General features: G+C 72.1%; 27 protein-coding genes and 1 riboswitch. Of the genes, 12 read left to right on the top strand and 15 right to left on the bottom strand.

Annotation, left to right across the window (positions count from 1 at the left end):
- Both HNR57_RS24230 and bioB read right to left on the bottom strand, forming a co-directional pair.
- Nucleotides 1-1,281 (bottom strand): adenosylmethionine--8-amino-7-oxononanoate transaminase, encoded by a 1,281-nt coding sequence (locus HNR57_RS24230; RefSeq protein ID WP_184562778.1) that lies wholly within the window; start codon nucleotides 1,279-1,281, stop codon nucleotides 1-3.
- Nucleotides 1,274-2,455 carry a biotin synthase BioB gene (gene bioB / locus HNR57_RS24225; RefSeq protein WP_184562776.1) on the bottom strand — a complete coding sequence of 394 codons (1,182 nt, stop codon included), beginning with the start codon at nucleotides 2,453-2,455 and terminating at the stop codon, nucleotides 1,274-1,276. The genes HNR57_RS24230 and bioB overlap by 8 nt, the downstream gene beginning before the upstream one ends.
- A 150-nt stretch (nucleotides 2,456-2,605) precedes the next feature.
- Here bioB and HNR57_RS24220 point away from each other — a divergent pair, with 150 nt between their 5' ends.
- Complete coding sequence (locus HNR57_RS24220) at nucleotides 2,606-3,733, top strand: 8-amino-7-oxononanoate synthase (protein WP_184562774.1); 1,128 nt, start codon at nucleotides 2,606-2,608, stop codon at nucleotides 3,731-3,733.
- 51 nt (nucleotides 3,734-3,784) lie between these two features.
- On the opposite strand, the gene HNR57_RS24215 is transcribed toward HNR57_RS24220, so the two are convergent.
- Together HNR57_RS24215 and HNR57_RS24210 are read right to left on the bottom strand one after the other, a co-directional pair.
- On the bottom strand, nucleotides 3,785-4,015 hold the full coding sequence (locus HNR57_RS24215; RefSeq protein WP_184562773.1) for a DUF397 domain-containing protein: 231 nt from the start codon (nucleotides 4,013-4,015) through the stop codon (nucleotides 3,785-3,787).
- Nucleotides 4,016-4,024: 9 nt separating this feature from the next.
- Nucleotides 4,025-4,885: a helix-turn-helix domain-containing protein gene (locus HNR57_RS24210; RefSeq protein ID WP_184562771.1), complete on the bottom strand. Its 861-nt coding sequence runs from the start codon at nucleotides 4,883-4,885 to the stop codon at nucleotides 4,025-4,027.
- A 212-nt stretch (nucleotides 4,886-5,097) separates the two neighbouring features.
- On the opposite strand from HNR57_RS24210, the gene HNR57_RS24205 reads away from it, so the two are divergent.
- Nucleotides 5,098-5,556, top strand: a complete 459-nt coding sequence (locus tag HNR57_RS24205) for an ATP-binding protein (RefSeq protein ID WP_184562769.1) — start codon at nucleotides 5,098-5,100, stop codon at nucleotides 5,554-5,556.
- Between the two features lie 138 nt (nucleotides 5,557-5,694).
- Here HNR57_RS24205 and HNR57_RS24200 read toward each other — a convergent pair whose 3' ends face one another.
- From HNR57_RS24200 to HNR57_RS24185, 4 genes are all read right to left on the bottom strand, one after another.
- Nucleotides 5,695-6,324, bottom strand: a complete 630-nt coding sequence (locus HNR57_RS24200) for a DUF6328 family protein (RefSeq protein WP_184562767.1) — start codon at nucleotides 6,322-6,324, stop codon at nucleotides 5,695-5,697.
- Between the two features lie 81 nt (nucleotides 6,325-6,405).
- Complete coding sequence (locus tag HNR57_RS24195) at nucleotides 6,406-6,879, bottom strand: C40 family peptidase (RefSeq protein ID WP_033307256.1); 474 nt, start codon at nucleotides 6,877-6,879, stop codon at nucleotides 6,406-6,408.
- Between the two features lie 3 nt (nucleotides 6,880-6,882).
- A riboswitch (cyclic di-AMP (ydaO/yuaA leader) is annotated at nucleotides 6,883-7,082 on the bottom strand.
- Nucleotides 7,083-7,430: 348 nt separating this feature from the next.
- Complete coding sequence (locus HNR57_RS24190) at nucleotides 7,431-7,739, bottom strand: hypothetical protein (RefSeq protein ID WP_184562765.1); 309 nt, start codon at nucleotides 7,737-7,739, stop codon at nucleotides 7,431-7,433.
- Between the two features lie 7 nt (nucleotides 7,740-7,746).
- Nucleotides 7,747-8,382 carry an ATP-dependent Clp protease proteolytic subunit gene (locus tag HNR57_RS24185; protein WP_184562763.1) on the bottom strand — a complete coding sequence of 212 codons (636 nt, stop codon included), beginning with the start codon at nucleotides 8,380-8,382 and terminating at the stop codon, nucleotides 7,747-7,749.
- 89 nt (nucleotides 8,383-8,471) lie between these two features.
- Between HNR57_RS24185 and HNR57_RS24180 the strand changes: the two genes are divergently transcribed.
- A complete protein-coding gene (locus HNR57_RS24180; protein ID WP_184562761.1) occupies nucleotides 8,472-8,756 on the top strand; it encodes a type II toxin-antitoxin system Phd/YefM family antitoxin in 285 nt (94 codons plus the stop codon).
- 81 nt (nucleotides 8,757-8,837) lie between these two features.
- On the opposite strand, the gene HNR57_RS24175 is transcribed toward HNR57_RS24180, so the two are convergent.
- Nucleotides 8,838-9,830 carry an ABC transporter permease gene (locus tag HNR57_RS24175; RefSeq protein WP_184562759.1) on the bottom strand — a complete coding sequence of 331 codons (993 nt, stop codon included), beginning with the start codon at nucleotides 9,828-9,830 and terminating at the stop codon, nucleotides 8,838-8,840.
- A gap of 127 nt (nucleotides 9,831-9,957) precedes the next feature.
- On the opposite strand from HNR57_RS24175, the gene HNR57_RS24170 reads away from it, so the two are divergent.
- The 8 genes from HNR57_RS24170 to HNR57_RS24135 all read left to right on the top strand — a co-directional run bounded on the left by HNR57_RS24170 (nucleotide 9,958) and on the right by HNR57_RS24135 (nucleotide 17,198).
- Nucleotides 9,958-10,605 (top strand): TetR/AcrR family transcriptional regulator, encoded by a 648-nt coding sequence (locus HNR57_RS24170; protein WP_184562757.1) that lies wholly within the window; start codon nucleotides 9,958-9,960, stop codon nucleotides 10,603-10,605.
- A 113-nt stretch (nucleotides 10,606-10,718) separates the two neighbouring features.
- Nucleotides 10,719-11,021, top strand: a complete 303-nt coding sequence (locus HNR57_RS24165; protein WP_184562755.1) for an urease subunit gamma — start codon at nucleotides 10,719-10,721, stop codon at nucleotides 11,019-11,021.
- 13 nt (nucleotides 11,022-11,034) lie between these two features.
- A complete protein-coding gene (locus HNR57_RS24160) occupies nucleotides 11,035-11,346 on the top strand; it encodes an urease subunit beta (protein WP_184562753.1) in 312 nt (103 codons plus the stop codon).
- Nucleotides 11,339-13,060 carry an urease subunit alpha gene (locus tag HNR57_RS24155; protein WP_184562745.1) on the top strand — a complete coding sequence of 574 codons (1,722 nt, stop codon included), beginning with the start codon at nucleotides 11,339-11,341 and terminating at the stop codon, nucleotides 13,058-13,060. The genes HNR57_RS24160 and HNR57_RS24155 overlap by 8 nt, the downstream gene beginning before the upstream one ends.
- Before the next feature lie 10 nt (nucleotides 13,061-13,070).
- Nucleotides 13,071-13,745 carry an urease accessory protein UreF gene (locus HNR57_RS24150; RefSeq protein ID WP_184562743.1) on the top strand — a complete coding sequence of 225 codons (675 nt, stop codon included), beginning with the start codon at nucleotides 13,071-13,073 and terminating at the stop codon, nucleotides 13,743-13,745.
- A gap of 164 nt (nucleotides 13,746-13,909) precedes the next feature.
- On the top strand, nucleotides 13,910-14,590 hold the full coding sequence (ureG, locus tag HNR57_RS24145; protein WP_184562741.1) for an urease accessory protein UreG: 681 nt from the start codon (nucleotides 13,910-13,912) through the stop codon (nucleotides 14,588-14,590).
- A complete protein-coding gene (locus HNR57_RS24140; protein ID WP_184562739.1) occupies nucleotides 14,578-15,360 on the top strand; it encodes an urease accessory protein UreD in 783 nt (260 codons plus the stop codon). Before ureG ends, HNR57_RS24140 begins: the two co-directional genes overlap by 13 nt.
- A 236-nt stretch (nucleotides 15,361-15,596) precedes the next feature.
- Nucleotides 15,597-17,198 carry an alpha/beta hydrolase gene (locus HNR57_RS24135; protein ID WP_184562737.1) on the top strand — a complete coding sequence of 534 codons (1,602 nt, stop codon included), beginning with the start codon at nucleotides 15,597-15,599 and terminating at the stop codon, nucleotides 17,196-17,198.
- A 69-nt stretch (nucleotides 17,199-17,267) separates the two neighbouring features.
- Here HNR57_RS24135 and HNR57_RS24130 read toward each other — a convergent pair whose 3' ends face one another.
- Together HNR57_RS24130 and HNR57_RS24125 are read right to left on the bottom strand one after the other, a co-directional pair.
- Nucleotides 17,268-18,299, bottom strand: a complete 1,032-nt coding sequence (locus HNR57_RS24130; RefSeq protein WP_184562735.1) for an NAD-dependent epimerase/dehydratase family protein — start codon at nucleotides 18,297-18,299, stop codon at nucleotides 17,268-17,270.
- Nucleotides 18,300-18,358: 59 nt separating this feature from the next.
- The gene (locus HNR57_RS24125) at nucleotides 18,359-19,078 is read right to left on the bottom strand and encodes a lysophospholipid acyltransferase family protein (protein WP_184562734.1); all 720 of its coding nucleotides are present in this window, start codon (nucleotides 19,076-19,078) and stop codon (nucleotides 18,359-18,361) included.
- Nucleotides 19,079-19,430: 352 nt separating this feature from the next.
- On the opposite strand from HNR57_RS24125, the gene HNR57_RS24120 reads away from it, so the two are divergent.
- Entirely contained in the window at nucleotides 19,431-19,886 is a 456-nt protein-coding gene (locus HNR57_RS24120; RefSeq protein WP_184562732.1) for an RpiB/LacA/LacB family sugar-phosphate isomerase, read from the top strand.
- A gap of 17 nt (nucleotides 19,887-19,903) precedes the next feature.
- Here the strand turns inward: HNR57_RS24120 and HNR57_RS24115 are convergent, their stop codons facing one another.
- From HNR57_RS24115 to ddaH, 4 genes are all read right to left on the bottom strand, one after another.
- Entirely contained in the window at nucleotides 19,904-21,142 is a 1,239-nt protein-coding gene (locus HNR57_RS24115) for a PP2C family protein-serine/threonine phosphatase (RefSeq protein WP_184562730.1), read from the bottom strand.
- Between the two features lie 66 nt (nucleotides 21,143-21,208).
- Nucleotides 21,209-23,668: a SpoIIE family protein phosphatase gene (locus HNR57_RS24110; RefSeq protein WP_184562728.1), complete on the bottom strand. Its 2,460-nt coding sequence runs from the start codon at nucleotides 23,666-23,668 to the stop codon at nucleotides 21,209-21,211.
- A 348-nt stretch (nucleotides 23,669-24,016) separates the two neighbouring features.
- The gene (rocD, locus tag HNR57_RS24105) at nucleotides 24,017-25,270 is read right to left on the bottom strand and encodes an ornithine--oxo-acid transaminase (RefSeq protein WP_246554868.1); all 1,254 of its coding nucleotides are present in this window, start codon (nucleotides 25,268-25,270) and stop codon (nucleotides 24,017-24,019) included.
- Nucleotides 25,267-26,088, bottom strand: a complete 822-nt coding sequence (ddaH, locus tag HNR57_RS24100; RefSeq protein WP_184562726.1) for a dimethylargininase — start codon at nucleotides 26,086-26,088, stop codon at nucleotides 25,267-25,269. The genes rocD and ddaH overlap by 4 nt, the downstream gene beginning before the upstream one ends.
- Between the last annotated feature and the right edge of the window lie 14 nt (nucleotides 26,089-26,102).

Here is a 26,102-nt window from a genome sequence, read left to right as displayed (position 1 = left end):
TCATCCCTCCCGCGCCGCCGCGCACACGGCCCGCGCGATCCGCGCCAGGTCCGCCTCGCCCGTGACGTACGGCGGCATGGTGTAGATCAGATCGCGGAACGGCCGCAGCCACACGCCCTCGCGCACGGCCGCCGCCGTCGCCGCCTCCATGTCCACGGCGTGGTCCAGCTGCACGACCCCGATGGCGCCGAGCACCCGCACGTCCTTCACCCCCGGCAGCTCCGAGGCCGCCGAGAGCCCGTCCCGCAGGCCCGTCTCGATCCGCTTGACCTCCGCGAGCCAGTCCTGCCCGAGCAGCAGCTCGATCGAGGCGCAGGCCACCGCCGCGGCCAGGGGATTGCCCATGAACGTCGGGCCGTGCGCCAGCACCGGCACCTCGCCGCGCGAGATGCCGTCGGCCACCCGCGCGGTGCACAGGGTCGCCGCCATCGTCAGGTAGCCGCCGGTCAGTGCCTTGCCCACGCACATCACGTCCGGCGTCACGGCCGCGTGCTCCGCCGCGAACATCGCGCCCGTACGGCCGAATCCGGTCGCGATCTCGTCGAACACCAGCAGCACGTCGTGCGCGTCGCACGCCTCGCGCAGGACCCGCAGGTACGCGGGGGAGTGGAAGCGCATCCCGCCCGCGCCCTGCACCACCGGCTCGACGATCACCGCCGCCAGTTCGCCGGCGTGCCGCTCGATCAGCGACCGCAGCTGCTCGGCGTACGCCTCGTCGTACTCCGCCGGGGGCGGGCCGGCGAACACCTGACGCTGGAGCACCCCGGCCCACAGCTCGTGCATCCCGCCCTCGGGATCGCACACCGACATGGGCTGCCAGGTGTCGCCGTGGTAGCCGCCGCGCCAGGTCAGCAGCCGCTGCTTGCCGGGGCGGCCCAGCGAACGCCAGTACTGCAGGCACATCTTGACCGCCACCTCGACCGACACCGACCCCGAGTCGGCGAGGAACACATGCTCCAGACCCTCGGGCGACATGTCGACAAGGAGCTTCGCCAGGCGTACGGCGGGCTCGTGGGTGAGCCCGCCGAACATCACGTGGCTCATCCGCCCGAGCTGCTCGCGCGCGGCCTCGTTGAGCACCGGGTGGTTGTAGCCGTGGATCGCCGACCACCAGGACGACATCCCGTCGACCAGCTCTCCCGAGCCGTCGGCGAGCCGCAGCCGCACCCCGCTCGCCGATTCCACGACGAGCGGTTCCTGCCGCCCGGGCATCGGTCCGTACGGATGCCACACATGCCGCCGGTCGAGCTCCAGCAGCTCGGCCACGGCCGGCTCAGGCATTGGGAGCGAGGTCCGTCCCGGCGCCCCGGCGGCGCACGGCGACCAGGTCGGTCCGGGGCTCGCCGGTCTGCGGGCCGTCCTGCGCGGCGGCCTGCGGCGCGGGCTCGGATCCGCACGCCCCGCCACCCTCGGAACCGCACACCCCGCCACCGTCGTGGCAGCCGCCGGCGGCCCGGTGCTCCGGCAGGGTCACCTGGTCGGTGCCCTCCACCTCGAACCCGGCGTCCGCGATCATCTCCAGGTCGGCCTTGCCGGCCTGGCCCTCGCTGGTGAGGTAGTCGCCGAGGAAGATCGAGTTGGCCAGGTGCAGGGCGAGCGGCTGCATCGTGCGCAGATGGACCTCGCGCCCGCCCGCGATCCGCACCTCGACGTCCGGGCAGACGAACCGCGTCATCGCGAGGATCCTGAGGCACCGCTGCGGGGTCAGGTTCCACTCCTTGCCGAGCGGGGTGCCCTCGAACGGGATCAGGAAGTTGACCGGAACCGAGTCCGGGTCCAGCTCACGCAGCGAGAAGACGACGTCGACCAGGTCCTCGTCCGACTCGCCCATGCCGGCGATCAGCCCGGAGCAGGCGGACAGACCGGCCGCGTGCGCCTTCTGCACGGTGTCCACGCGGTCCTCGTAGGTGTGCGTGGTGGTGATCTCCCCGTACGTCGCCTCGGACGTGTTGAGGTTGTGGTTGTAGGCGTCGGCGCCGGCCTCGCGCAGCCGCTCCGCCTGGCCCTCGGAGAGCAGTCCGAGACAGGCGCACACCTCGACGCCCTCGTTGTTGTCCTTGATCGCCTTGATCGTCTCGGAGACCCGGTCCACGTCCCGGTCGGTCGGGCCGCGCCCGCTCGCCACCAGGCACACCCGCTTGGCCCCTCCGGCCACACCGGCCGCCGCCGCGTCGGACGCCTGGCCGGGCTTCAGCCAGGAGTACTTCAGGATCCCGGCCGTCGAGCCGAGCCGCTGCGAACAGTAGGAGCAGTCCTCCGGGCACAGGCCGGACTTGAGATTGACCAGATAGTTCAGTTTCACCCGCCGGCCGAACCAGTGCCGGCGCACCTTTCCGGCCGCGGCCACCACATCGAGCAGGTCGTCGTCGGACGTCGCGAGGACGGCCAGTGCCTCGTCGCGGGTCGGCAGCTCGCGCCGAAGCCCCTTGTCCACCAGCGTGTTCAGCAGGTCCATGGAAGCCGATCCTGTCCTAAGGAGGCGTCCGGGGCCAAGGAGACTTCGCACAAGAGAGTCGCTTCGAGGTGTGGGTATTGCCACACACTGACCTGCTGGTCGTCCCGCTAGTGTCTGTGCACTGCCTACAAATTCCCCGGAGGACCACCCATGGCGTTCGGCTGGATCGACGAGCAGGCGGAGCTGCGCGCCCGCGCCGGACTCGTACGGACTCTGCGCCCCCGTCCGGCCGAATCCCCGCTCCTCGACCTGGCGAGCAACGACTACCTCGGGCTGGCCCGTCACCCCGAGATCACCGAGGGCGCGGCCCGGGCCGCGCGGACCTGGGGCGGCGGCTCGACGGGCTCCCGGCTCGTCACCGGCACCACCGAACTGCACGCCGAACTCGAGCGGGAACTGGCCGGTTTCTGCGGATTCGAGGCGGCCCTCGTCTTCTCCTCCGGTTATGCCGCCAACCTCGCCGCGGTCACCGCGCTGGCCCCGCACGGCTCCCTGATCGTCTCCGACGCGGGCAACCACGCCTCGCTCATCGACGGCTGCCGGCTGGCCCGCGGCACCACCCAGGTGGTGGCGCACGCCGAGCCGGACGCCGTGCGCAAGGCGCTGGCCACCCACGAGGGCACGGCGATCGCCGTCTCCGACACGGTCTTCTCGGTCGACGGCGACGCGGCCCCCCTCACCGGGCTGGCCGAGGCCTGCCGGGAGCACGGCGCCGGGCTGGTCGTCGACGACGCCCACGGTCTGGGCGTCCTCGGCGACGGAGGTCGCGGCGCCCCGCACGCGGCGGGAATCGCGGGCGCCGGCGACGTCGTCGCGACGGTCACGCTGTCCAAGTCGCTGGGCAGCCAGGGCGGAGCCGTCCTCGGCCCCGCCCGGGTCGTCGACCATCTGGTCAACGCGGCCCGGACGTTCATCTTCGACACGGGACTCGCCCCCGCGGCGGCGGGAGCGGCCCTGTCGGCCCTCCGGTTGCTGTGCCGCGAACCGGAACGGGCGGCGCGGGCCCGCGCGGTGGCGGGCGAACTGCACGCACGCCTGACCGCCGCGGGCCTGGAAGCGGTGCGTCCGGACGCCGCGGTGGTCTCGGTGCGCGCGCCCTCTCCCGAGGACGCCGTGAACTGGGCGGCACGGTGCCGCGCTGCGGGCCTGGCCGTGGGGTGCTTCCGTCCTCCCTCCGTGCCCGACGGCATCTCACGGCTCAGGCTGACCGCCCGGGCTGACCTGACCGGTCAGCAGATCGAACGCGCTGTACGGCTGATCGGCGAGACGCGGCCATGAGTCGGCGTGACACGGCCGTGCGTCGCACGATGGCGGTCTGACCGAACGCGGTTACATGCGGTCCACCCCGGACGCGAACGCGGCCCAGCTCTCCGGGGAGAAGAGCAGCGCGGGTCCGGCCGGGGCCTTGGAGTCGCGTACGGCGAGCAGTCCGGCCCAGGGCGGGGTGTCCGGACACGCGGTCTCGACGCAGTTGTTCGCGCCGGTGCTGTAGCTGCTGCGCAACCACCGCACGCCGTGCAGTTCGGTGCTTGAGGGGACGTGACGAGGCAGTGCACGCATGGTGCCTCCTTACGCGCCGGCGGCTGTCCCGGCGATGAAATCCAACGAGTCCTCGGGCGAAAGGGCGTGGATCTGAAGGGCGTTGAAGGCCTCCGTGTAGGCCCGGAGGTCTTCTTTCCGTTCGAGGTAGAGGCTACTCGTCAAGTGGTCGAGAACAACCACATCCAGATCAGAAGTGCTCGAAAACGAGAAGATAACGAAAGGGCCGGTGACACCGATGTGCGCCCCGGCGGCGAACGGCAGCACCTGGAGGCGCACTTGGGGCAGCCGGGCCGCCTCGACCAGCCGTTCCAGCTGGCGGGCCATGACCCCGGGCCCGCCCACCTCCCGCCGCAGCACCGCCTCGTCCAGGACGGCGCTGAGTCTCAGCGGGGGATCGGCGCGCAGCACGTCCTGCCGGGCCAGCCGCACTTCCACCAGCGTGTCGAGCCGGTCCTCCGGGAGCCCCTCCACCGCCGCCCGCGTCACCGCACGCGCGTATTCGGGCGTCTGGAGCAGGCCCGGCACGACCGTGGTCTCCAGCGTGCGCATCGCGCCGGCCTGGGACTCCAGGCTGATGAAGTCCCAGTAGGCCGGCGGCAGCACCCCGCGGTAGGCGTGCCGCCAGTGGTGCCGGCCGTCGCTGTCGTCGGACCCAGCCAACGCCATGAGCAGTTCGCGGAGTTGGGAGTCCGCCACATCGTAGGCGTCGAGAAGTGACCGCACATCGGCCGGTTTCACCCCGCTCGTGCCCGTCTCGATCCGGCTGACCTTGGACTGGTGCCAGCCCACCAGCCGGGCCGCCTCACCGCTCGTGAGCCCCGCAGAGGTGCGCAGCGCACGCAGTTCGGCGCCCAGTTTCCGGCGGCGCACCGCGGGACCGTGCCGCATGGCTCCTCCTTACTCCTTCCGAGCCACCCAAATACGGTCTCGCGTCGCAGAGTTCACCGCTTTGAGCGACAGATATATGCATATCTTGGTGGATCGCCGCCCTTCGCGGGTGTTCTGGTGGCACTCTGGCGACGAAGCACCAGTCCGGGACCGTACTCGAACCATCCGCTCCGTGTCGGGCTGTGGTCCCGTGGGAAAGGGACGACGTCGCCATGGCAGACCATCTGGAAGCATCCGTCACTCTGCCGAGCGATCCGGCCTCGGTCTCCGCAGCGCGTGCGTACGTGGTGGGCACGCTGGCGGAGTGGGGCCTGCCGGCGGACACGGAAGTGTCCGACACCGTCCGGCTCATCATCTCCGAGCTCGCCACCAACGCCGTGCAGCACACCTTCGGTCAGTCGCCCACGTTCACCGTGGACGTCGAGCTCGACCGCGACGAGCACCTGCGCATCGGTGTCACGGACAGCCATCCGCGCTTCCCCAGACGCCTGCCCGCCGCCGTTCAGCAGGACAACGGCCGTGGCCTGGTCATCATCCGCTGGCTGACCGCGGAGTGCGGCGGCAGACTCCGCATCCGCCCCACCCGTGAGGGCGGCAAGACCATCTCGATCGAACTCCCGTGGGTCCTCCCCGTGCAGCCGGTGACCGCCGCGGTGCAGCAGGAGCCGTAGTCACTCCTGGCAGGACCCGAAAGACCTCCCCAGCGGGTGCCCTCCGCGCGCATCCCGGCCCGCGCGACCGACATCCGGGCCACCCTCACGGCTGTGACGCCCACTCCGAGCCCTTGGAGCCGCCGGAGAGCGAGGCCGTCACCGGTGCCGTGCCGACGCCTCCCGGTTCGCTGCCGCCCCTCGAAGCCCCGACGGCTGCCTGACGGTGCGCCGCAGCGGTGCGGGACTCCTGACGTCATCCTGGTCCGATTCCGCGTCGGCGGTCTCTCCGGTACCGTCCGCCTCCTCGCGCAGCCCCGTCCGCCGCACCAGCCGCGGAAGCAGCCCCCACAGGCCGACACAGGCCAGGAACGTCCCGGCGCCCGCGGCGATACCGCCGGCCCGGCCCGTGGTCACGTCGACCACCAGCAGCACGGAACCGCTGAACGCGAACACCAGCACGCTCAGGCCGATGGTGGCCAGACGCGAGGAGACCTGCACGATGCGGGGCTTGGCGCCCTGCTGGAAGAGCGAGCGGTGCAGCGCGGCCGGTGCGGTGAAGAGCGCGGCGGCCAGGACCGCCAGCAGCAGGGTGATGACGTAGGTGACGCGCTGGACCGTGTCGAGGTCCTCGAAGCGCGAGGTGAAGGCCAGCGACAGCAGGAAGGCGAAGAGGATCTGCACGCCCGTCTGGGTGACGCGGAGTTCCTGGAGCAGCTCCACGAAGTTGCGGTCGGCGCGTTGCAGTGGAGTCTCGTTGCGCGCGGTGCAGGGACGGTGCTCGGCCATGGGGTCACGGGTATCCACGAGAGCCCGTGTCACGCTCCGGCGTGCGGCGGCGCGTCAGGACGCCGCCGCACGCCGGGCGGATCACTTCACGCGCCCGTACCAGACGCTCTTGGTCCAGATCTTCTGCAGCCGCACCACGTCCCCGCTCTTCGGGGAGTGCCAGAGCTTGTTCTTACCCGCGTAGATACCGACGTGGTACACGTTGCTGCCCGAGTGGAAGAACACCAGGTCGCCCGCCTTGCGGTTCTTGGCGGAGATGTGGCGCGTCTTGTTGTACTGCTGGGCAGCCGTGCGGGGGAGCTTCTTGCCGGCCTTCTTGAACGAGTAGAGCGTGAGCCCGGAGCAGTCGAACCGGTGCGGACCGGTGGCCCCGTACTTGTAGGGCGAACCCTTCTTGGATGCAGCGATCTGGAGTGCCTTGGTCGCCGGCGTGGCTGCCGCGGCCTCGGAGGTGAAGCCGGGCGCCACGATCGAACCGCCCACGGCGGCGATGGTGAGCGCCGAGGCCGTGCCGGCCCGGACCATGAGCGACGGGACACGATTGAGCGCAGTCATGCGCAACCCTTCGTCAGCCGCCTGTGAAGGATGACCTGTCGGATTCGGGCTGGCGAAGTTGCCCGGCCGCTGACGCGGCTTCACCCCAAGGGCTGCTCGGGTCAGGTCATGGCGTGACCGTCCCGGCGACCCGTCGTGCTTGGGTCCTCCACTCCTGCCGATCCACTCCTGTCGACCGGTCATCCGGGCGGCGGCAGGACTCGGCGTCCGCCCGGATCGCCCCGCCACAGCGGCGGGGGCTTGTCGTCAGACAGGGATCTTGGCGCATGCCTGTCCGGATTTCCCAACGGAACCGGGGATTTGTGTTGTTACTCACCACTCGCCCGTTCGGGTGGACACGTGTGCGTTCGAGCCACTGTCCACGGATTCGCGGCCCCCGGACCAGCGACGGAATGCCCCATTCTGTCCTTGGGCTACGCGCGTTGCGCAACCGGAACGGTCCCAAAATTGGTCTCCCGCCTACTCCGAACAGGGGTACGTCTTTTGGTCCGTTTCGACTCAGGTCCGGACGCCTCGATGACGGAGCGGTTGTCCGGACCGAGGGTTCCGCGTCAACTGACGGACTCCGGGGGCAGGGTGAGCCGGGCCGTGCGCCGCTCGCCGTCCAGCACCCGCAGTGCCCGGGCCAGCGTGCCGGCGTGCAGTTCCGTCTCGCCCCGCTGATGCATCAGGGCCAACGCGTCACGCAATGCGGTCGCCTTGCCGACCAGGGCCTGGGCGGCGCGCAGTCCGCGGTAGGTGTCGCCGTCCTGGGCCGGGTTGATGCGGCCGAGAAGGTCGACGACGTCGAGGTAACGGTCGATCAGTTCCGCCTCGGCGCGTGTCAGGGCGGGCAGCGGCGGCAGTTCGGGCGGGAGCACCGGGGCCTCACCGTCCGGTCGGCGGTGCGAGGGGGGTCCTGCGGCCGGGGATGATCCCGTCCACCAGGCCGTAGTCCACCGCCTCCTGGGCGGTCAGGATCTTCTCCCGCTCGATGTCCGTGCTCACCTGCTCCCGGGGGCGGCCCGTGTGCAGCGCGAGCAGTTCCTCCATCCGGCTCCGGATGCGCGTCAACTCGTCGGCCTGGATCGCCAGATCACTGGCCTGCCCCCGGACCGGCTCGGGCAGCGCGGGCTGATGGATCACCAGGCGGGCGTCGGGCAGCGCGAATCGCTTGCCGGGCGTGCCCGCCGCCAGGAGTACCGAGGCGGCGGCACCGGCCTGGCCCAGGCAGATCGTCTCCACGTCGCAGGAGACGTACCGCATCGTGTCGTGGATGGCCGTCATCGCGTGGAAGGTGCCGCCGGGGGAGTTGATGTACAGCGAGATGTCCCGCTCCGGGGCCTGGTGCTCCAGGTGCATGAACTGGGCCATGACGTCGTTCGCCGAGGTCTCGTCCACAGGCGCCCCGAGGAAGACGATCCGCTCCTCCAGGAGCTTCGAGTACGGATCCATCGTCCGTTGCCCGGACGCCGTGCGATCGGTGAACTCGGGCAGCACATGGCGGGCGGACGGTCGGGTCATGGCGAACCCCTCCTCGCGGCGCAGCCGTCTCCGGCGACGGCTGTCTCTGTAAAAAATGTACAGGACGTACGTCACGTTATGATGGGGACATGGCCTACGAGATTCCGGTGACGCAAGCCAGGGCTGAGCTCGCCGACCTGATCAACCGCGTGGTGTACGGCGGCGAACGCGTCGTCGTCACCCGGCACGGCAAGCCTCTCGTCGCCCTCGTCTCGGCCGATGACCTGCGGCGACTCGAAGAGCCCCAGGAGCTCGCGGCGTCCGCGGAGGAGCCGGTGATCAGCGCCGTCTCCACGGTCCGCGAGGTCGCGTCCGCTCCTGGTGAACCCCAGCGGTTCGGCATCGCGGCGGAGCACCGGAGGGCCGGCCACTAGGGCCCGGCCCCGGACAGACGAAAGACCGTGCGTCCCCGTCCGCTACAGCGGGGACGCACGGTCGCTTCGTGGGGGTGCCGGTCAGCCGACGGCCGAGAGTTCCCGGTGGCCGGCCGCGGGCTCGGCGCCCGCCTTCCGCGCCCGGAGCGAGCCGCCGAGCAGGACGGCACCCAGGCCCAGCACCGCCCACCAGGCCAGGGTCAGGGCGGGGCCGGTCGCCGCCGCGCCGTCGAAGGAAGACACCGAGCGCAGCAGGGTCGTCCCCGCGCCGGGCGGCAGCCACTGACCGAGCACGCCGGCCGGCTCCGGCAGCATCTCCGGGGCCGAGGTGGCGCCGGAGAACGGGTTGCCGAGCAGCATCACCACGGCGGCCGCGAGGCCCGTGCCGGCGGGGCCGATCAGGGCGGCGAGTCCGGCGACGGCGCCGCCGACGGCCAGCGTGGACAGCGCGAGCACACCCGCTTCCGCCCACCAGTCGCCGCCGAGTGCCCCGAGCCAGCTGTGCGTGATCCCGGCAGCGGCCACGCCCACCAGGGCGGACGCGCCGAGCAGAGCGAGCGCGGCCCGGACGCCGCGCAGCCCGAGCAGGGTGACCACGGCGCCCGCCGCGATGCCGGCCAGGGCGAGCGGCAGTACGGCGGCGGTCAGCCCGGCGCCGCGCGGATCACTGGCCGGGGTGGGCACGACATCGACCGTCTTCACCTGTGCGCCCCCGGCGGCGGCCTGCTGCGCCACGGCCTGCTGGAGGAACTGCGCGACGGCCGGTCCGGCCGCCGACGCGGTGAGCAGTTCGGGGCCCTGCGGTGTGACCACCACCGCCCCGTACACGCTCCGGTCCTCGATGGCGTCCCGGGCGGCGGCCTCGTCGGCGTAGCGGTGGATCTCGAAGGCGCCCTCGTGCCGCTCCAGCTGCCTCTCGACCTGGGCCACCGCGGCCGGCGGTCCGGCCACGCCCAGCGGCAGGTCGCGGGGCGCGATACGGGAGGCGGGCCAGGCGAAGGCCCACAGGGCGAGGGCGGCCAGGACGGGCACGAGGACGACGACCGCGATCACGCGGCGGTTGCGGGAAGGCATGAGGGTCTCCTGGAGTGAGCGGACCGGAGGAGCGCTAAAAAGAAGGATCGTTCGTTTTGCTCTGCTCTCACCGTGCTCCGCCGGCGGGAGCTTGTCAAGAATGAATATTCGTTTTACTTTGTGGACCATGGCACGCGTCTCCCAGGAACATCTCGACGCCCGCCGCCGCCAGATCCTCGACGGCGCCGCGCTCTGCTTCGCCCGCAACGGCTTCCACGCCACGTCCATGCAGGACGTGCTGAAGGAGGTCGACCTCTCGGCGGGCGCCGTGTACCGCTACTTCAGCGGCAAGGAGGAACTGATCGGCGCGATCGTCGCCGAGGTGCTCGGCTCGGTCCGCGAGGCGTTCGAGGAGGCGGTGCGGCAGAGTCCGCCCCCGCCGCCGGACGAACTCGTCGCCTCCGTCCTCGGCAGGACGCTGGCCGCCCGGGAGTCCCTGGTCGTCGACGGCCGGCCCGCCTTTCCGCGGCTCGTCGTCCAGGTGTGGACGGAGACCCTGCGCAACGACGAGCTGGCGCTCATCCTGCGGGAGGGCTACGGCTCGGTCCGCGCGGCCTGGGGGAGGATCGTCGAGGGCTATCAGCAGGCCGGGATGATGCGCGCCGACGTGACGCCGGACCACGTGGCCCGCACGATGATCGCCTGCGTCCTCGGGTTCATCGCACAGCAGTCCCTCTTCGGACCCGCCCCGGTCGAGGTCCTCCGGGACGGTCTGCGGGCGCTGACCAGCATGCGGGACGTGGACACCGCGGCCGGTGGATCACAGCTCGGTTAACGTGCCCGAAACGCGGTCCAACTAGCCTGCCGCTCCACGCCACCTGGCACTTTGCCCCGTGGCCGCGGCAGCCGGGCCCCGCACCGCCCGGAGCGAGGACTGTGAGGTGGGACGTGCAACTGACCCCGCACGAGCAAGAACGACTGCTGATCCACGTGGCGGCCGACGTGGCCGAGAAGCGCCGGGCCCGGGGGCTGAAGCTCAACCACCCCGAGGCGGTTGCGCTCATCACCTCGCACATCCTCGAAGGCGCACGGGACGGCCGGACCGTCGCGGACCTCATGTCCTCCGGACGCAAGCTCCTGACCAGGGACGACGTCATGGAGGGCATCCCGGAGATGATCCACGACGTCCAGGTCGAGGCCACCTTCCCCGACGGCACCAAGCTCGTCACCGTCCATGAGCCGATCGTCTGACGGGGAGGCCGCCGTGATTCCCGGAGAGATCCTGTTCGCCGACGGGACGATTGCCTACAACGAGGGCCGCGAGGCCGTCCGGCTCACCGTCCTCAACGCCGCCGACCGGCCAGTGCAGGTCGGCTCCCACTACCACTTCGCCGAGGCCAACCCCGGCCTGGAGTTCGACCGTGCCGCCGCGCGCGGCAGGCGGCTGAACGTCGCCGCCGGCACCGCGGTGCGCTTCGAGCCCGGGATCCCCGTCGAGGTCGAACTCGTTCCGCTGGCCGGCGCCCGCGTGGTGCCCGGTCTGCGCGGGGAGACCGGAGGTGCCCTCGATGCCTGAGATCTCGCGTGCCGCCTACGCCGACCTGTTCGGCCCGACCACCGGCGACCGGATCCGCCTCGCCGACACCGACCTGCTGGTCGAGATCGAGGAAGACCGCTCCGGCGGGCCGGGACGCGCCGGCGACGAGGCCGTGTTCGGCGGCGGCAAGGTCATCCGTGAGTCCATGGGCCAGGCCCGTGCCACACGCGCGGAAGGCACCCCCGACACCGTCGTCACCGGCGCGGTGATCATCGACCACTGGGGGATCGTCAAGGCCGACATCGGCATCCGCGACGGCCGGATCACCGGCATCGGCAAGGCCGGCAACCCCGACACCATGGACGGTGTCCACCCCGACCTGGTCATCGGCCCCGAGACCGAGATCATCGCCGGCAACGGGCGGATCCTCACGGCCGGTGCGATCGACGCGCACGTCCACTTCATCTGCCCGCAGATCGCCGACGAGGCCTTGTCCTCCGGCATCACGACCCTCGTCGGCGGCGGAACGGGCCCGGCCGAGGGCTCCAAGGCCACCACCGTGACGCCCGGCCCCTGGCACCTCGCGCGGATGCTGGAGGCCATGGAGGCCCATCCCCTCAACATCGGGCTGCTCGGCAAGGGCAACACCGTCTCCCACGAGGCGATGCTGTCGCAGATCCGGGGCGGTGCGCTCGGTCTGAAGCTGCACGAGGACTGGGGCTCCACCCCGGCCGTCATCGACGCCTCGCTGACCGTCGCAGAGCAGACCGGCATCCAGGTCGCCATCCACACCGACACGCTCAACGAGGCCGGGTTCGTCGGCGACACCCTGGCCGCGATCGCCGGCCGGGGCATCCACGCGTACCACACCGAGGGTGCGGGCGGCGGGCACGCGCCGGACATCATGACCGTGGTCTCCGAGTCGTACGTCCTGCCCAGCTCCACGAACCCGACTCGGCCGTTCACCGTCAACACCGCCGAGGAACACCTCGACATGCTGATGGTGTGCCACCACCTCAACCCGGCGGTGCCGGAGGACCTGGCCTTCGCCGAGTCCCGGATCCGGCCGTCCACGATCGGCGCGGAGGATGTGCTGCACGACCTGGGCGCGATCTCGATCATCTCGTCCGACTCCCAGGCCATGGGGCGCGTCGGCGAGGTCGTCATGCGGACCTGGCAGACCGCGCACGTGATGAAGCGGCGGCGGGGCGCGCTCCCCGGGGACGGACGCGCCGACAACCACCGGGTGCGTCGCTATGTCGCCAAGTACACGATCAACCCGGCGCTCGCCCAGGGCCTGGCCCGGGAGATCGGATCGGTCGAGAGCGGCAAGCTGGCCGACCTGGTGCTGTGGGAGCCGGCGTTCTTCGGTGTGAAGCCGCAGCTCGTCATCAAGGGCGGGCAGATCGCGTACGCGCAGATGGGCGACGCGAACGCCTCGATCCCCACGCCCCAGCCGATCCTGCCCCGCCCGATGTACGGGGCGATCGGGCGGGCGCCCGCCGCCAACTCCCTGAACTTCGTAGCCCCCATGGCCGTCGAGGCCGGCCTGCCGGAGCGGCTGGGGCTCGGGAAGCGGTTCGTGGCGATCGAGTCGACGCGCGGTGTGACCAAGGCCGACATGCGGGAGAACGACGCGCGGCCCGAGGTGCGGGTCGACCCGGACAGCTTCGCCGTGCACATCGACGGAGAGCTGGTCGAGGCGGCGCCCGCGGCCGAACTGCCCATGGCTCAGCGGTACTTCCTGTTCTGAGGGTGGTCTGATGTCACGAGCAGCGCTTCTCGTCCTGGCCGACGGCCGGTTTCCCGCCGGAGGACACGCACACTCCGGCGGTGCCGAGGCGGCGGTCAAGGCCGGGCGGATCAGTGGGGCGGCGAGCCTGGAGGAGTTCTGCCGGGGGCGGTTGCACACGGCGGGGCTGGTGGCCGCGGGGCTGTCCGCGGCCGCGGCACTCGGGATCGATCCCGTCGCGCTGGACCGCGCCGCGGACGCGCGGACATCCTCGCCCGCCCTGCGGGCCGCCGCCCGCAAGCTGGGGCGGCAGCTGCTGCGGGCCGCGCGGGCGACCTGGCCGAGTGCCGAACTGGACGCGCTCGGCCGGGAGTTCCCCAAGGGGGCGCACCAGCCGGTGGTGCTGGGGCTGGCGGCCCGGGCGGCGGGACTGGGCCCGGTCGACGCGGCGTACTGCGCGGCCTACGAGAACGTGAGCGGGCCCGCCTCGGCGACGGTGCGGTTGCTGAGCCTCGATCCGTTCGACGCGACGGGGGCGCTGGCAAGGCTGGCGTGGGAGGTGGACCGGGTCGTGGACCGGGCGGTGGAGGCGGCGCGGAGAGTCGTCGACGAGGGGGTCGACGCGCTGCCGGCGGGGTCGGCACCTCTACTGGAAATCGGGGCGGAGGTGCATGCGGGGTGGCCGGTACGGCTGTTCGCCTCGTAGCTGCCTTCTGAACGCCGCGCATACCACCCCCTCAAGGGGCGCGGGGCCGTGTTCGAGATGCGGCTCCGCCGCGTGAGCGCGGCCGGCCCCCACCCACCCGCACCCCGACACCAGCGCCCGCCACATCGCCCGCAAACCCGGGCCTGCCCCACCAGGAGCCGCACATGCACCTCGACCACCCCAACCCCGACGGCCCCACCGCCCTCGGCGCCGACGCCCACCGCCCCGACGGAACCCGCAGAGCGCTCCGCATCGGGCTCGGCGGCCCCGTCGGCTCCGGGAAGACCGCCACCGTCGCCGCGCTCTGCCGGGCGCTGCGCGACGAACTGTCGCTCGCCGTCGTCACCAACGACATCTACACCCGGGAGGACGCCGAGTTCCTGCTCCGCGAGGCCGTGCTGCCGCCCGAGCGGATCACCGCCGTGGAGACGGGCGCCTGCCCGCACACCGCGATCCGGGACGACATCTCCGCGAACCTGGAAGCGGTGGAGGACCTGGAGGACGCCGTCGGGCCGCTGGACCTGGTGCTCGTGGAGTCCGGCGGGGACAACCTCACCGCCACCTTCTCCAAGGGGCTCGTCGACGCGCAGATCTTCGTGATCGACGTGGCCGGGGGCGACGACATCCCGCGCAAGGGCGGCCCCGGCGTGACCACCGCCGACCTGCTCGTCGTCAACAAGACCGACCTCGCCCCGTACGTCGGCTCCGACCTCGCCCGGATGGCCGCCGACGCCAAGGCGCAGCGGGCCGAACTGCCCGTCGTCTTCCAGTCGTTGCGGGGTGGGACCGGGGTGGCGGACGTCGCCGCGTGGGTGCGCGCGCAGCTCGCCGCGTGGACCGCGTGAGCGTGCGTGCCGCCGCCGGAGTGCGGTCCGTCGCGCGGATCGTCGCCCGTGCCGACGGACGCGGCGGGACCTCGCTGCCCGTGCTGGAGAGCGACGGGCCCCTGGCACTGCGGCGCACCCGGGCCGCCGGAGCCGGGGCGCGGGTCATGCTGGTCGGTGCGATGAGCGGACCGCTCGGCGGTGACCACTTCACCGTGGAGGGCCGGGTGGAGGAGGGCGCGCGACTGTCCGTCGGGTCGGCCGCCGCCACCATCGCGCTGCCCGGGCAAGCGAAGGGCGACGCCCGCTACGACGTCCTGCTCGACGTCGCCGACGGCGGGGAACTGCACTGGCTGCCCGAACAGTTGATCTCGGCGCACGGCAGCGACCTGCGTGTCTCCACCCGCGTCGAGCTCGCCGCCACCGCCCGGCTCGTGCTGCGCGAGGAGCAGGTGCTCGGACGCGCCGGTGAGGAACCCGGGCGGCTCACGAGCCGTCTGACCGTACGGGTGGCCGGGCAGGCCGTGCTCGACCAGGAACTGGCCTGCGGGCCCGGCGCGCCGGGCGGCTGGGACGGGCCCGCCGTGCTGGCGGGGCATCGGGCGGTCGGACAACTCGTCGTGGTGCGACCGGAGTTCGGCGCCGCGCCGGTGACCGCCGGGGCGCTGGGGGAGGGGGCCTCGGTGGTGCCGCTCGCCGGGCCCGCCGCGCTGGTGACGGCGGTGGCACCGGACGCCCTCAGGCTGCGGCGGCTGCTCGACGAGGCCCTCGCCTCGCTCCCGCCGGCCTAGGGCCTGACGTTCGGATCACGTCGCAGACCTGGGGCCTGGCACGCGCACCGGCGCTGACGAGAAACCGTCGGTTCCCTGCGACCTGATCCCGAACGACAGGCCCTGGACGTCCGCAGAGCAGCACGAGTTCTCCGTTTATCGGATTGGCAAAGAAGGGCGTCCGGCCCTGTTGTCAGGGACCTCACAACCGGGAGGATCCCCCGTACTGATCTCAACGAGGTACGGGGAGGTCCCCCTTGAGGGGTTCGAGACCGAAGAGGCGGGTGGCGGCGCTCGGTTCGGCCGGCGCGCTCGTCACGGCCACACTGATAGCGGGTGCCGTCGCGGCGCCCACGGCGAACGCGAACGCGGGCAGCGGCCACGGCCAGGACCGTGAGGCGAGGGGCACCGCCATCGCCGCGGCCCGGGCCGCGAAGGCCGGCATCGACTGGCAGGACTGTCCCGCCGACTGGAACCTGGCCAAGCCGATCCAGTGCGGATACGTCACCGTGCCGCTCGACTACGCCAAGCCGCACGGCAAGCAGATCAAGCTCGCCGTCGACCGCATCGGCAACACGGGCACGAAGGCCGAGCGGCAGGGCGCGCTCATCTACAACCCCGGCGGCCCCGGCGGCTCCGGGCTGCGCTTCCCGGCCCGGGTCACCAACAAGAACGCCGTCTGGGCCAACGCGGCCAAGGCCTATGACTTCGTGGGCTTCGACCCGCGCGGCGTCGGCAAGTCCACGCCCATCTCCTGCGCGGACCCGCAGGAGTTCGTCAAGGCGCCCAAGGCCGACCCCGTGCCCGACTCCGAAGCCGACAAGCTCGCCCAGCGCAAGCTGGCCCGCGAGTACGCCGAGGGCTGCCAGGAGCGCAGCGGCTGGATGCTGCCGCACATGACCACGCCGAACACCGCGCGCGACCTCGACGTCATCCGCGCCGCCCTCGGCGAGAAGAAGCTCAACTTCCTCGGCGTCTCCTACGGCACCTACCTGGGCGCCGTCTACGGCACCCTCTTCCCGGGCCACGTGCGCCGCATGGTCGTCGACAGCGTCGTCAACCCGTCCCGGGACAAGATCTGGTACCAGGCCAACCTGGACCAGGACGTCGCCTTCGAGGGCCGCTGGAAGGACTGGCAGGACTGGGTCGCCGCGAACGACGCGACCTACCACCTCGGCACCACCCGCGCCGCGGTCCAGGCGAAGTGGCTGGAGCTGCGCGCCACCGCGAAGAAGAACCCCATCGGCGGGGTCGTCGGCCCGGCCGAGCTCATCTCCTTCTTCCAGAGCGCCCCGTACTACGACTCCGCCTGGGCGCCGACCGCCTCGGTCTTCAGCAAGTACGTCGCCGGCGACACCCAGGCGCTCGTCGACGCCGCCGCCCCGGACCTGTCCGACACGGCGGGCAACGCGGCCTCGGAGAACGGCAACGCCGTGTACACGGCCGTGGAGTGCGCCGACGCCAAGTGGCCCACCAGCTGGCGCAAGTGGGACCGCGACAACACGCGGCTCCACCAGGACCACCCCTTCATGACCTGGGCCAACGCCTGGATGAACCTGCCCTGCGCCACCTGGCCGGCCAAGCAGCAGACCCCGTTGAACGTCAAGACCGGCAAGGGTCTGCCCGGCGTGCTCATCGTCCAGTCCGAGCGGGACGCGGCCACCCCGTACGAGGGCGCCGTGGAGCTGCACAAGCGGTTCAAGGGCTCCCGCCTGATCACGGAGAAGGACGCGGGCTCCCACGGTGTCACCAGCCTGGTCAACCCGTGCATCAACCCCCGCGTGGACAGCTACCTGCTCACCGGCAAGCTGGACGCCGCCGACGTGACCTGCGCGCCGCACGCCACGCCGAAGCCGTAGTCGTAGCCAACTCCGTTGGGTGGTGAGGGGCGGCCGGGACACCGGCCGCCCTTCACTCATTCCTTTTCCTCATGCCTGCCGGGCCGCGAACCAGGCGTCCTCCGCCGCGTAGTCGAAGAGGTCCGGGTAGGCGCGGGTGAGGGTGGGGAACGCCTCCCGCCAGTCCTGCCCGGACAGCCGGCGGACGAGCCACTCGACCGTCTCCGGCAGGCTCTCCGGATAGGACACGACGGGTCGGTACCCCAGCTCCCGCTCCGCGGCCGACATGTCGCACACCACCGGCAGCTCCACCGACCAGGGGGAACTGCCCACGGACGCCTGCGCCGGCCCGTCCAGCGGGACGGTCCGTGTCTCCACTCCCATGATCGCGTCCACGGTGGCCCCGATCTCCGACACGGTCGGTGGCAGCGGATCGCAGGCGTTGAGCACCCGGGAGCCCGGCCGGGCCGCAGCCAGCCGGATCAGTTCGGCGATGTTGCGTGCCGCCGACGTGTGGAAGAGGCTCTCGCCCCGGAAGGCGAGCACCCGCCTGCGCCGGCCGTCGAGGTTGCGTTTGACGAAGTACAGCTCGCGGGGGAGCGGGCTGCACGGCCCGTGGATCGCGCCCGGGCGCAGCACGGTGGTGGGCAACCGGTCGCCCACCGCGCGGAGTTCACGCTCCAGGGCCACCTTGCGGGTGCTGTACGTGGTGTCCCCCGGCGGGACCGTCGCCTGGTCCTCCGTGATCGGTACGGGGTAGCGCGGGAGCCCGTCCGGCTCGCCCATGGTGTCGAAGCCGCGGCCCTCGCCGTCCTCGTACACCGACACGGACGACACCACTACGGCGGCGCCGATCCGGTCGGCCAGACCCGTCAACTGCTGTGCGTGCCGGGCCCCGTAGGCGACCACGTCGACCACGAGGTCGCAGCCGTCTCCGATCAGCGCGGCGAGCGCCGTGTCGTCCTCGCGGTCCAGCCGCTGCGTCCGCACCTCGGCGGGCCAGTTCTCGTCCCGGCCGCCGCCGCGCGAGGCGGCCGTCACCTGCCAGCCGTCCCGCGCCAGCGCCTGCACCGCCGGCCTCCCGATCTGCCCGCCGGCCCCGATCACCACAGCACGTCCCATGCCGCGACCGTAGATCGCCGCAGGGCGGCCGCGGAACCGGCTTCTGCCGACAGCAGAGCTCAACCGAGGGGCATGCGCCGGAACTTCCGCTCCTTGGCGGCGGCGGCCTCCTCGGCCTTCACCACGGCCGCGTACCGGTCGACGTACTCCTGCTCGGACAGCGAGAGGATCGCGTACATGATCTCGTCGGTGATCGCACGCAGCACGGCCTTCTCGTTCTCCATGCCCTCGTAGCGGGAGAAGTCCAGGGGTTTGCCGAAGCGGATCACGACGGGGTGGATGTTGGGGATGACCTTGCCGGGCGGCTGGGCCTCGAAGGTGCCGATCATCGCGCAGGGGATCACCGGGACGCCGGCCTTGAGGGCCATGACCGCCACACCGACCTTGCCCTTGTAGAGCCGGCCGTCGTGCGAGCGGGTGCCCTCGGGGTAGATGCCGAGCAACTCGTCCTTGCTCAGCACGCCGAGGCCCTCGCGGATCGCGGCCTGGCCCGCGTCCTTGCCGGAGCGGTCGACCGGGATCTGCCCCGCGCTGCGGAAGAAGAAGGCCGTCAGGCGGCCCTTGAGCCCCGGGCCCGTGAAGTACTCGGCCTTCGCGAGGAAGGTGATGCGCCGTTTGAGGATCGCGGGCATCAGGAAGTGGTCCGAGAACGACAGGTGGTTCCCGGCGACGATGGCGGCGCCCTCCGCGGGAACGTGCTCCAGACCCTCTATTCGAGGCCGGAAGACCAGTCGCAGCAGCGGGCCCAGCAACACGTATTTCAGCAGGTAGTAGAACAAAGCGGGCGCTCCTCGACTCTCGCGGTGGACTCAACCGCCGCGTTCCAGCAGGTCAACCGGCATGTCGTGGGGTGCCAGTGTAGGTGCAGGCACGGCCACCGGGCACCTCGTGCGGGCGGACCGCACAGATCCTTCGCCAATTGACTGATGGTCAGTCAGGCAGGGGTGTTCGGTGGTGCTCATGCGGCTGGGGAGGACCGCGGGACCAGCGTGCTGCGCCGCCCGGGTGACGGGCAAGCCGAACGGGTGACCTGGCGCGATAGCGGGGGTGCGTGGCGGGCCGGTGGCTCTTGCCGACGGACGGCTGCTGTGGGCGGTGGCCCCGGCCGCCCCGGCGAGTAACCTGCCAGGCATGCGGATCTCTGTCTCCTCCGACATGGACGAACCGGTCGCCCGCTCCCTCGTCGCCGCCCTGCGCGAGCGGGGGCACGAGGTGCGCACGCACGGCGCGCTGCGCCCGGGTGACGACCCGCAGTGGGCGGTGTGCTCCGAGGCCGCGGCCCGCGAGGTCGCCGACGGTACGGCGGACCAGGCGGTGGTGTGCTGCTGGACCGGCACCGGCGCCTCGATCGCCGCGAACAAGGTGCCCGGCGTCCGGGCCGCCCTGTGCACGGACGCCTACACGGCCGACGGAGCCCGCCGCTGGAACGACGCCAACGTACTCGCGCTCAGCCTGCGGCTGACGTCGCAGCCGCTGCTGACGGAGATCCTCGACGCGTGGTTCGCCGGTGAACCCAGCGCGGACGCCGAGGACCGGCAGAACGTCGACCGCGTCCGGCTGCTCGACCACGGCAAGACCCGCATGTAGGTCACAGCCGTTGCGGGTCACAGCCGCACGATGATCAGCGCCGTGTCGTCGGTGGAGCCACCCGGCGGCAGCAACTCCAGCAGAACGGTGTCGGCGAGCGTTTCCGGGTCCTGGTCCCGGTGCTCGCGCAGGGCCTCGGCGAGCCGGTCCAGGCCCGTGTCGATGTCCTCGCGGCGCCGTTCGATCAGGCCGTCGGTGTAGAGCACGAGCGTGGCGCCCGCCGTGAACGTGATCTCGGCCTGGGGCCGCGGGATCGGGTCCGGGCGGGCGTCCAGTGGCGTGTCCGTCGCCTGGTCGAGGAACTCCGTGCGGCCGTCCGGGCGGACGAGCACGGGCGGGGGGTGGCCGGCACTGCTGTACGTGATGACCTGGCGGTCGCAGTCGACGAAGGTCGTCACGGCGGTCGCCGACTCCGCTCCGTCGATCACGTGGGCGTAGCGCCCCAGCACGTCCAGGGCCTGGGCCGGCCCGTCGGCGACCCGGGAGGCCGCGCTGAGCGCACTGCGCAACTGGCCCATCACCCCGGCGGCCTCCAGCCCGTGCCCGACCACGTCGCCCACGGCCACGCCGATGCGGTCGCCACCCACCAGATCGACCAGGTCGTACCAGTCCCCGCACACGTTGAGCGCGCCCACGGCGGGGCGGTAGCGGACGGCGGCAGGGTGATTGCGGACCTGCCGGGGTGCGGGAAGCATCGCCTTCTGCAACGCCAGCGCCACCTCCCGCTCCCGGGAGTGCGCCTGGCGCAGCCTTTCGTTGAGCTCCTGCAGCTCACGGGCGCGGGTGTACAGCTCGGCCTCCAGGACGCTGGCCCGGCTGCCCCGGTTCCCGGGCGAGCCGCCCCGGGCCCGGATCAGCTCCGTGACCTCCTCCACCCGGTGCAGGATGAGCACGACCTTGCCGTCCGAGCCGAGCAGCGGCGCGTTCACCGGGCTCCAGTAGCGCTTCTGCCACTCGCCGGGCCGCTCCGAGTCCTCGACGTCGTACCGCTGCAGGGCCATGGTGTCGCGCTCCCCGGTGGCCAGGACGCGGTACAGCGAGGCCTCCAGATTGCGCATGCCCGTCGCGGCCGGGTCGTTCGGGTTGTCCGGGAACACGTCGAACAGGTACTTGCCGATCAGCTGCTCCCGCGAGCGGCCGGAGACGCGGACGAACTCCTCGTTGACGTCCGCGTACACGAGCTCGGGTGTCAGGAGCGCCACCATGCCGGGCAGGGCCTTGAAAACCGCACCGTAGTCGATCGCCGTCTCCGCCATGGCTGCCGCCTCACCGCCGCCGGGGTCACACCAGTTTCACATGGTATGGGCGAACCTCGACCGGCTTCATACCGGGAGGTCCGTCAGGGACTGCTCGGCCCAGATGATCTTCCCTTCGGGAACGAACCGCGTGCCCCACCGCTGCGTGAGCTGGGAGACCAGCAGCAGCCCGCGCCCGCCCTCGTCCGTCGTCCGGGGATGGCGCAGATGGGGGGCGGTGGCGCCGCCGTCGAGAACCTCGCACACCAGCGCGCGCTCCCGGATCAGCCGGAGCCGGATGGACCCGGTGGCGTACCGCATGGCGTTGGTGACCAGCTCGCTCACCACCAGCTCCGTGGTGAAGGCCAGCTCGTCCAGGCCCCAGCGCGCCAGCTGCCGGGTGGCCGTGCGCCGGGCGTCGGCCACCACGGCCGGATCCGAGGGCAGCTCCCAGGCCGCGACCTGCTCGCTGCCGAGACGTTTCGTCCGGGCCATCAGCAGGGCCACGTCGTCGTACGGGCGGTCCGGGACCAGCGCGTCGACCACGGCCCTGCAGTGCGACTCGAGCGGGCCCGACCGCTCCAGCGCCCCGCGCAGCCGCTCCCGGCCCGCGTCGACCGCCCAGGTTTCGCCCCGGGCCAGCAGCCCGTCCGTGTGGAGCGCGAGCGTGCTGCCCTCCGAGAGCGGCAGCTCGACCGCCTCGAAGGGCGGCCCGCCCACCCCGAGCGGCGGCCCCTGCGGCAGATCGACGAACACGACCGAGCCGTCGGGCAGCACCACGGCCGGAGCGGGATGCCCCGCCGCGGCCATCGCACATCCGCCCTCGACCGGGTCGTAGACGACGTACAGGCACCCGGAACCCACGACCTGCGCCCCCGCCGTCCCCACCATGCCGGGCTCCGCACCCTCCTCCCGCGCCGACCGCGCCACCAGGTCGTCGAGATGCGCCAGCACCTCCGCGGGCGGCAGATCCAGCGCCGCCAGGGTCCGTACGGCCGTCCGCAGCTGCCCCATGGCCGCCGCGGCGTCGATGCCGTGCCCGGGCACCTCGCCCACGACCAGCGCGACACGCGCCCCGGACAGCGGGATGAGGTCGTACCAGTCGCCGCCGAGACCGGTCAGCTCGTCGGCCGGCCGGTAGCACGCGGCCACGTCGACGGCGTCCTGCTCGGGCAGCCGGTGGGGGAGCAGGCTGCGCTGCAGGACGAGCGCGGCGTCCCGCTCGCGGGTGTAGCGGCGGGCGTTGTCCACGCAGACGCCCGCGCGGGCGACGAGGTCCTCGGCCAGCCGCAGGTCCTCCTCGTCGAAGGACTCCCGGTGGTGGCGCCGGTAGAAGGTCGTGATGCCCAGCGTGGTGCCGCGCGAGCGGATCGGCACGGTCATCACGCTGTGCAGGCCCAGCTCCAGGAAGGTGGCCCGGCGGCCGCTCGGCGTCTCCGTGGTCCAGTCCCGGGTCAGCGGGTCGAGGCGCTCCGCCAGCCAGGACCGTCCCGTGGCCAGACAGCGGAAGGGCGGCGTTCCGGCCCGGAAGGCCACCATCTCGCCGATCTCGATGACGGCTTCGGCGAGGTCGTCCTGCGCGGACCGGTAGCCGGCGCGGCGCAGCTCCACCGGCTCCTCCGAGTCCGCGAGCGGCCCGGGGGCCGGCTCGGCGCCCCGCAGCACCGACTCCAGCAGGTCCACGGTGACGAAGTCGGACAGCCCCGGCACGGCCACGTCCGCCAGCTCCTGCGCCGTGCGCGTGAGGTCGAGGCTGCGGCCGATGCTCTCACCGGCCCGGTCGAGCAGCGCCAGCCGCTGCCGTGCCCGGTGCCGCTCGGTCATGTCCACGACGGTGTAGTACACGCCGATCGGATGGCCCTGGTCGTCCTCCAGCCGGGTGAACGACATCATGTGCGCGGTCTCCCGCAAGGGGGCCGAGCGCACATGGCCCACGTGTTCGTAGCCGACCACCGGTTCGCCGGTCTCCAGCACGTGCCGCATCTGCGCCTCGACCGCCTGGGCGTCCATGCCGGGCTGGACGTCCGCGAAGCGCAGACCGAGCCGTCGGGCGGCCGGACCGCCGCCGAACTGCTCCAGGGCGGCGTTCGACCACACGAAGCGCAGGTCCGTGTCGACGATCGCGATACCGACCGGGGCGCCCGCCGCCATCTGCTCCAGGACCGTGCGGCTCATGTCCCAGCCGGGGGCGTCGGACAGCTCCGACAGGAGCATCAGCCAGCGCGACCCGCCGCGCGCCTCCTCGGCCGAGGCGATCCGGGCCATCACCTTCACCTGCTGCCCGTCCCTGCGGCGGGCCGTCAGCAGCCCCGTCCAGCCGCCGTTCCTGCGGCACCGCTCGACCAGGTCCGGCACCCGCTGCGCGTCCTCGGCGACCAGCAGATCGGCCAGCTTCCTGCCGACCGCCTCCGACGCCGGGTACGCCAGCAGCCGCCGGGCACCGCTCGTCCAGCCCGTCACCACGCCCTGCGGATCGAGCAACAGGGGCGCCGCGTCGGCCACATCGAACCGCTGCCGGGCAACGTCGTACACCTCGTCTGCGCCCACGGCCGACCTCTCTGTCGCTGAGAGTGGTCTACCACCTCTTGCCCCAATCTTCACCCTTTCGGCGAGACCGGGCGGCTTGTGCAGGGCCGGCCGGGGCGGCGCCGCTCCACTGGGCAGGGGGACGTCAAGCGGCGGATCCGGCCCCGCTCGGCTCGATTCGCGCCCGGCGCCCGTCTCCGAGGAGCGTCAGCGGCCGCGGCCCCGCCCCGGGCTTCGTACGGTCCGCCCGACCGCTGTCGCGGACGCCTGAAGGCCCCCTTCCCCACCCGGTGCAGCCCGCGCAGCGCCCCGGTGGGGAGCGCGTCCGTGTCGTGGACGTCGCTCCCCGCCGGGCGACCGCCGGACTCCTCAGCCCAGCGCCTTCTCCAGTGCCGCGAGGGCCCCCGTCAGCTCCTCGGCCGTGATGGTGAGCGGTGGGGCCAGGCGGATCGTGGAGCCGTGGGTGTCCTTCGCCAGGACTCCCTCGCGCATCAGGCGCTCGCTGATCTCGCGGCCGGTACCGAGCGCGGGGTCGATGTCGACGCCCGCCCACAGGCCGCGCGAGCGGAAACCGACGACGCCCTTGCCGACCAGCCCCGTCAGACCGTCGCGCAGGATGACGCCCAGCTCGGCCGCCCGGCGCTGGAACTCGCCCGTCTCCAGAAGCTCCACGACCGCCGTGCCGACCGCCGCCGCCAGTGGATTGCCGCCGAAGGTGGAGCCGTGCTCCCCGGGACGCAGCACACCGAGCACCTCCCGGCGCCCGACCACCGCCGACACCGGCACGATGCCGCCGCCCAGCGCCTTGCCCAGCAGCAGCACGTCCGGCACCACCGGCTCGTGCTCGACCGCCAGCGTGCGGCCCGTGCGGCCGAGCCCGGACTGGATCTCGTCGGCGATGAACAGACAGCCCTTGCGGCGGGTCAGCTCCCGCACACCGGCCAGATAGCCGTCGTCGGGGATGATCACCCCCGCCTCGCCCTGGATCGGCTCGATCAGCACCGCGGCCGTCGTGTCGTCGACCGCCGCCTCCATCGCGGCCAGGTCGTTGTACGGCACCACCCGGAACCCCGGGGTGAAGGGCCCGAAGCCCGCCCGGGCCGTCTCGTCCGTGGAGAAGCTGACGATCGTCGTCGTACGGCCGTGGAAGTTGTCCGCCGCGACCACGATCGTGGCCCGGTCGGCCGGGACGCCCTTCACGTCGTAGGCCCACTTGCGGGCCACCTTCACCCCGCTCTCCACCGCCTCCGCACCGGTGTTCATGGGCAGCACCATGTCCATGCCGGTCAACGCGGCCAGCCGCTCCGCGAACTCGGCGAGCCGGTCGTTGTGGAAGGCGCGCGAGGTGAGCGTCAGCCGGTCCAGCTGACGGTGCGCCGCCTCGATCAGCGCCGGGTGCCGGTGGCCGAAGTTGAGGGCCGAATAGCCGGCGAGCATGTCGAGGTAGCGGCGCCCCTCGACGTCCTCCACCCAGGTGCCCTCGGCACGCGCGACGACCACCGGAAGCGGGTGGTAGTTGTGCGCGAGGACCGGCTCCTCCGCGCGGATCAGCTCCTGCGAGCCACGGGTCTCCCGCGAGCCACGGTCCCTCTGCGAGTCCTCGGTGCGGACGGGTGCGGTCATGAGCGGATCTCCCGGATCTCCTGGGTGCAGCACTTGATGCCGCCACCGGCCTTCTGGAACTCGGACAGGTCGACGGGGACGGGGACATAGCCTCGGTCGGAAAGCTGCTCGGCCAGGGCCGTCGCCCCCGGCGAGATGAACACGTGGCGCCCGTCGGAGACGGAGTTGAGCCCGAACGCCATCGCGTCCTCGCGGGTGGCGAGCACCGCGTCCGGGTACAGCCGGGCCAGCACCTCACGGCTGCCCGGCGAGAACGCCTCGGGGTAATAGGCGATGTTTTCCTCGTCGAGGACGAACAGCGCCGTGTCCAGGTGGTAGAAGTACGGATCCACCAGCGTCAGGCTGATCACCGGCGTCCCGAAGTACTCCTGCACCTCGCTGTGGGCCTCCCGGGTCGTACGGAAGCCCGTCCCCGCCAGGATCCAGCGTCCGGCCGGGACCAGGTCGCCCTCGCCCTCGCACACCGACTCGGGGTGGTAGACGTCGTAGCCCTCCGTCTTGAACCACGCCTCGTACGGCACGGACTCGGGACGGCGCTCGGGCGCGTGGAAGAGCGAGCCGAAGACGCGGCCGTCGACGACGACCGCCGCGTTCGCGGCGAAAACCATGTCGGGCAGGCCGGGAACGGGTTTCACACTGTCCACGGTATGGCCGTGGGCACGGTAGGTGTCGACCAGCGCCTGCCACTGGTCCAGGGCCCTGATCACATCGACGGGTTCGTCGGGGTGCATCCAGGGGTTGATCGCGTACTGCACGGCGAAGTGTCTGGGTTCGCAGACGAGGTAGCGCCGCCGGCGCGGCACACGGGAGTCGGGCACAGAGGGGTCCCTCC

Source organism: Streptomyces paradoxus (assembly GCF_014202475.1).
GTDB classification, from domain to species: Bacteria; Actinomycetota; Actinomycetes; order Streptomycetales; family Streptomycetaceae; genus Streptomyces; species Streptomyces paradoxus.
This window is presented reverse-complemented; position numbering and strand designations above follow the sequence as displayed.